Source organism: Streptomyces sp. YIM 98790 (genome assembly GCF_011421595.1).
Taxonomy (GTDB): Bacteria; Actinomycetota; Actinomycetes; order Streptomycetales; family Streptomycetaceae; genus Streptomyces.
The window spans coordinates 1-5,796 of sequence record NZ_WTLH01000272.1; the positions used below are offsets into that span (position 1 = coordinate 1).

3 protein-coding genes are annotated in these 5,796 nt (G+C 74.7%); 2 read left to right on the top strand and 1 reads right to left on the bottom strand.

Going from position 1 to position 5,796, the window contains the following annotated elements; translation table 11 throughout:
- Positions 1–59: 59 nt before the first annotated feature.
- A complete protein-coding gene (locus GQS09_RS26445) occupies positions 60–2,246 on the bottom strand; it encodes an alpha-galactosidase (protein WP_313896348.1) in 2,187 nt (728 codons plus the stop codon).
- Between the two features lie 136 nt (positions 2,247–2,382).
- Between GQS09_RS26445 and GQS09_RS26450 the strand changes: the two genes are divergently transcribed.
- Positions 2,383–4,887: a glycoside hydrolase family 2 protein gene (locus GQS09_RS26450; RefSeq protein WP_165990066.1), complete on the top strand. Its 2,505-nt coding sequence runs from the start codon at positions 2,383–2,385 to the stop codon at positions 4,885–4,887.
- 1 nt (position 4,888) lies between these two features.
- Entirely contained in the window at positions 4,889–5,755 is an 867-nt protein-coding gene (locus GQS09_RS26455) for a LacI family DNA-binding transcriptional regulator (protein ID WP_165990067.1), read from the top strand.
- Positions 5,756–5,796: the final 41 nt, after the last annotated feature.

Genomic DNA, 5,796 nt, shown 5'->3' on the forward strand with positions numbered 1-5,796 from the left:
CCCGCCCGCCCCGGGCCGGGCCGGGCGGGGCCGCGGGCGGGCCGGGACCGGGCCGGAGGCTACCCCGCCTGCCCGCCGGCCCGGGTGGCGCGGATCAGCACCAGCCGCTCCGGGTAGAGCACCGGCGCCTGGAGACCGGCGGTGGCCAGGGCGCGGCCGGGCAGGGTGACGCCCTCCGGCGTCCACCAGGGCAGGGCGGCGCCCCAGTGGTGGGCATTGCCGTCCGGCAGGTCCCCGGGCGGCTGCGGGCGGACGTGGTAGCGCGTGTCCGGGTCCAGTCCGGGCAGCCGCAGCGGTCCCGGCGGGTAGCCGGCGCTGCTCGCCACCGCCGCCAGGGCGTAGAGGGCGTCGGAGCCGTCCGCCGCCACCACGCCGTGCAGCAGATACGCCGGGTCGGGGTGGTCGGCGTGCACGGCGGTGCCGGTGTGCAGCAGGCCGCGCACCTCCTTGTACAGCGCCACCCACGCGGCCAGCCGGGCACGTTCCCCGGGGGTGGCGGCGGTGAGGTCCCATTCGATGCCGAAGTGGCCGAACAGGGCGGTGCCGGCCCGGAAGTCCAGCACGTGGCGGCGTCCCGTGGTGTGGCAGGTCTCCGCGCCCACGTGGGTGCCCATCAGCTCCAGCGGGATCAGGGCGTTGGTCCAGCGCTGGATCTGCTGCCGCTCCAGGGCGTCGATGCAGTCCGAGACCCAGACCCGGTCGGTGCGCCGGAGGATGCCCAGGTCGACCCGTCCGCCGCCGGAGGAGCAGGATTCGATCTCCACGCCCGGGTGACGGCGGCGGAGTTCGTCGATCAGCCGGTAGACCGCCAGGGTCTGGTCGTGCACACCGGCCCGGCCGTCCGGCTGGTGCCCCGCCTCCACCAGATCCCGGTTGTGGTCCCACTTCAGACAGCGGATCGGGTACTCGGTCAGCAGCGCGTCCAGCCGGCCCAGGATGTACGCGAACGCCTCCGGACGGGCCAGGTCGAGCACCTGCTGGTGGCGGGCGGGCCCGGGCAGCCGGCCGCCGGTGGCCATGATCCAGTCCGGATGGGCGCGGGCCAGTCCGGAGTCCTCGCTGATCATCTCGGGCTCCACCCACAGCCCGAACTCCATGCCCAGCGCGGTGACATGGTCGGTCAGCGGGGTGAGCCCGGCGGGCCACACCTGGTCGGAGACATACCAGTCGCCCAGCGCCCGGCGGTCGTCGCGGCGGGCACCGAACCAGCCGTCGTCCAGCACGAAGCGCTCGGCGCCGGCCTCGGCGGCGGCGTCCGCCAGCGCCTTGAGCCGGTCCAGGTCGTGGTCGAAGTAGACCGCCTCCCAGGTGTTGGCCACCACCGGGCGGGGACCGGCGGGGTGTCCGGGGCGGGCGCGCAGCCAGCGGTGGAAGCGGGCCGAGACCTCGTCCAGGCCGCTGCCGCCCCAGGAGCCGAACTGCCAGGGCGAGGTGTAGGAGGCGCCGGGTGCCAGGATCACCTCGCCGGAGAGCAGAAGTTCGCCGGAGCCGAGCAGGGAGACGGAGTGGAAGGTGCGCTCGGCGAAGGTGCGGTGGTTGCCGGACCACGCGGTGTGCACCGCCCAGACCTCGCCGGAGCGGTTGCCGAAGCCCGGGGTGCCGGCGGCCAGCAGATGGGCGGCGTCGTAGCCGGTGCGGCCGGTGCGGTTCTCCCGCATCCGCAGACCGTGGGTGAAGGCGGTGCGCTGGGGGCTGCGTTCGCGCAGATGGTGACCGGTGAAGTCGAGGAGTTCGGCGGCGGCGGGCGGCACCGGCAGGGTGAGATGCAGCCCGTCCAGGGCGAACGGGGTGGTGCCCAGGTTGGTCACGGTCGCCTGCTGCCGCACCAGTCCCTGGGCGGTCAGCTCGATGGTCAGCTCCAGGCCCAGCCCGGCCGTGCTGTCCTCCGCCCGCACCGTCAGCAGGCCGCCCGCGTCGCCGTTCCGGGCCAGTTCGCCGCCGTCGACGGTGAATGCCGTGGAGAAGTCGGTGCCGGAGCGGTTGCCGGTGAGCCCCGGGGTGCCCAGCCAGCCGGCCGACTGCTCGGGGAGCACGGCGACATCGACCGGGCCGTCCACGGAGAAGCCGATCGGCTGCGGGCGGGCCGCCAGCCGCAGTGCGTCCAGCCCGGCACCGTCCAGCGGCCCGGGATCGGCTCCCCAGTGCACCACCCGGGGCAGCCGGCCCCCGGAGAGGTCCAGTACCAGACCGACGCCGTCGGCCCGCAGTTGCACGATCCCGGGGAGGGGCGAGTGTGAGGTCGTCACCGCACCAGTGTCCTTTCCTGCACGGGGCCGGACCGGCGGGGCCGGCCGGGCCGCTGCTCTGCCGTTGACTAACTTAATTCGGCTGAGTAAGAATCTCGCACACCCCGCAGAAGCACCAGACGTAGGAGTGGCCCGGATGGAACGAGAGACCCTGCACCAGGGCTGGCGCATGACCCCGCTCTCCGGTCCGGTGCCGCCCGGCATCGCGGGGGTCACCGTGCCCGCGACCGTACCGGGCGGCGCCCACCTCGACCTGCTGGCCGCGGGGCTCGTCCCCGACCCCTACCAGGACCGCAACGAGGCCGCGCTGGCCTGGACCCATCGCACCGAGTGGCGGTACACCCTGGACTTCCGTGCCGCACCCCCCGCCCCCGGCGAGCGAGTGGACCTGGTCTTCGACGGACTCGACACCGTCACCACCGTGGAGCTGGACGGGCGGGTGATCGGTACCACCGCCAACATGCACCGCGGTTACCGCTTCGACGTCCGCGGCCCGCTCGGCCCGGCCGCGGACGGTTCCGGCGAGCACACGCTGGCCGTCACCTTCCACTCCGCACTGGAGCATGCCGAGCGGCTGCAGAAGGAACTCGGCGAGCGCCCGCGTGCCTACCCGCACCCCTTCAACATGGTCCGCAAGATGGCGTGCAGCTTCGGCTGGGACTGGGGCCCGGACCTGCAGACCGCCGGCATCTGGAAGCCGGTCCGCCTGGAGCGCTGGCGCACCGCCCGGATCGCCCGGCTGCGCCCGCTGGCCAGGGTCGGGGAGTCCGGCACCGGGGTGGTGGAGATCCACCTGGACGTCGAGCGCTCCGGCCTGGAGGAGGCCGGGGAACTCGTGGCCACCGCACGGATCGCGGACCAGGAGGCCCGGATCGTGATCCCGGCCGCCGCCGACGAGGCCGTGCTCACCGTCGAGGTGCCCGACGCCCTGCTGTGGTGGCCGGCCGGCTACGGCGAGCAGCCGCTCTACGGCCTGAGCGTCACCCTGGGCCGGCTCGGCGGCCAGGACCCCGCGGCCGGCGCGGTCCTGGACTCCGCCTCCCGCCGGATCGGCTTCCGCACCGTCACCGTCGACACCGCCCCGGACGGGACCGGGACCCCCTTCACCTTCGTGGTCAACGGCACCCGTGTCTTCGCCAAGGGGGCCAACTGGATACCCGACGACCACTTCCTCACCCGGATCACCCGCGAGCGGCTGTCCCGCCGCATCGACCAGGCGCTGGGCGCCCACATGAACATGCTCCGCGTCTGGGGCGGCGGCATCTACGAGACCGAGGACTTCTACGACCTCTGCGACGAGCGCGGCCTCCTGGTCTGGCAGGACTTCCCCTTCGCCTGCGCCGCCTACCCCGAGGAGGAGCCGCTGCGCACCGAGGTCGAGGCGGAGGCCCGGGAGAACGTGGCCCGCCTGTGCTCCCACCCCTCGCTGGCGCTGTGGAACGGCGGCAACGAGAACCTGTGGGGCTTCCGCGACTGGGGCTGGCGCGAGGAACTCGGCGGCCGCACCTGGGGACTTGACTACTACCTGCAACTGCTGCCCCGGATCGTCGCCGAGCTGGACCCCGGCCGCCCCTACGCCGACGGCAGCCCGTACACCCCCGGCGAGGCCCCTGACGGCATCCATCCCAACGACCAGGACCACGGCACCCGGCACGAGTGGGAGGTGTGGAACCGCGTCGACTACACCCACTACCGCGACCACATCCCGCGGTTCTGCTCCGAGTTCGGCTTCCAGGGCCCGCCCGCCTGGTCCACCCTCACCGAGGCCGTGCACGACGACCCGCTGACCCCCGTCTCGCCCGGCTTCCTGCTGCACCAGAAGGCCGAGGACGGCAACGGCAAACTGGCGCGCGGCCTCGCCCCGCACCTGCCCGTGCCAGGGGACTTCACCGACTGGCACTGGGCCACCCAGCTCAACCAGGCCCGCGCGGTCGCCTACGGCGTCGAGCACTTCCGCTCCTGGTGGCCGCGGACCGCCGGCACCCTGGTCTGGCAGCTCAACGACTGCTGGCCGGTCACCTCCTGGTCGGCGGTGGACGGCGCCGGGCGGCCCAAGCCGCTGTGGTACGCGCTGCGCCGCGCCTACGCCCCGCGCCTCCTCACCGTCCAGCCGCGGGACGGCCGCCCGGCCGTGGTCGCGGTCAACGACACCGACCGCCCCTGGAGCGGTGAGCTGCGGCTGGAGCGCCAGACCCTGGGCGGTGCCGTCCGGGCGGCCGATAAGATCCACCTCGACGTCCCGCCCCGCTCCGCGGCCGCGCACCCGCTGCCGGAGGCACTGGCCCGGCCGGGGCACCCGGAGGAGGAGGTGCTGGTGATCACGGCCGACGACGCCCGGACCCTCCAGCCCTTCGCCGAGGACCGGGACATGGCCTACGACCCGGCACCGCTGCGCGCCGAGGCCACCGCCGTGCCCGGCGGCTACCGGGTGGACGTGCACGCCGTCTCCCTCGCCCGCGACATCGCGGTGCTCGCCGACCGGCTGGCCCCGGACGCCGAGACCGACGACATGCTGGTCACCCTCGCCGCCGGCGAGTCGCACTCCTTCCTGGTGCGCACCGCCGCCGCGCTGGACCCGGCCGCGCTGACCCGTCCCCCGGTGCTGCGCACCGCCAACGACCTGCAACCGGAACGGCCCTGAGATGAACAACGCACCGCACAGCCGGCCGTCCCCCGGAGCCGTCGGGCTGGTCCTGGCCCGGCCGGCCCGGCTGCTCGGGGTGGAACCCTTCTTCATGGAGTTCATCGCGGGCATCGAGGAGCGCCTGGCCGAGCAGGACCTTTCCGTGCTCCTCCATGTCGTTCCGCACCACGACGCCGAGACGGCGGCCTACCGGCGCTGGGCCGAGCGGGGACTGGCCGACGCGGTCGTGGTGGTCAACGTCACGGCCGGCGACCGCCGCCCCGCCGTGCTGACCGAGCTCGGCCTGCCCGCCGTGGTGGTCGGCAACTGGGACGGCCCGCCGGAACTGTCCACCGTCCGCACCGACGACGCCGCACCCGTGCGGGACGCCCTGGACCACCTGCTGGAGCTGGGACACCGCCGGATCGCCCGGGTGAGCGGCCCGGAGGACCTGCTGCACACCCGGGCCCGCACCGCGGCGCTGCTGGCCGGCTGTGCGCAGGCCGGGGTGGAGCCGGTGATCGTGGCGGGCGACTACTCCGACGAGGCCGGTGCCCGGCTCACCGAGGAGCTGCTGCGCCGCCCCGCTCCGCCCACGGCCATCCTGTACGACAACGATGTGATGGCCGTGGCGGGCCTGGCCGCCGCGCACGCCATGGGCGTGGAGGTGCCGCGCGAGCTCTCCCTGGTCGCCTGGGACGACTCCCCGATGTGCCGGCTCGCCACCCCGCCGCTGACCACCATGAGCATGGATGTGCACCAGTTCGGCACGGCGGTGGCCGAGACCGTGCTGGAGGTCATCGGCGGCGGCCCGGTCGGCCAGCGGTGGTCCCCGGCCCCGGAGTACACCCCGCGCGGCACGACCGCCCCCGCCCCCGCGCCCTGACCCGGGCCCCGGGGCCACCGGCGGCGGGCCCGGGGCCCGGG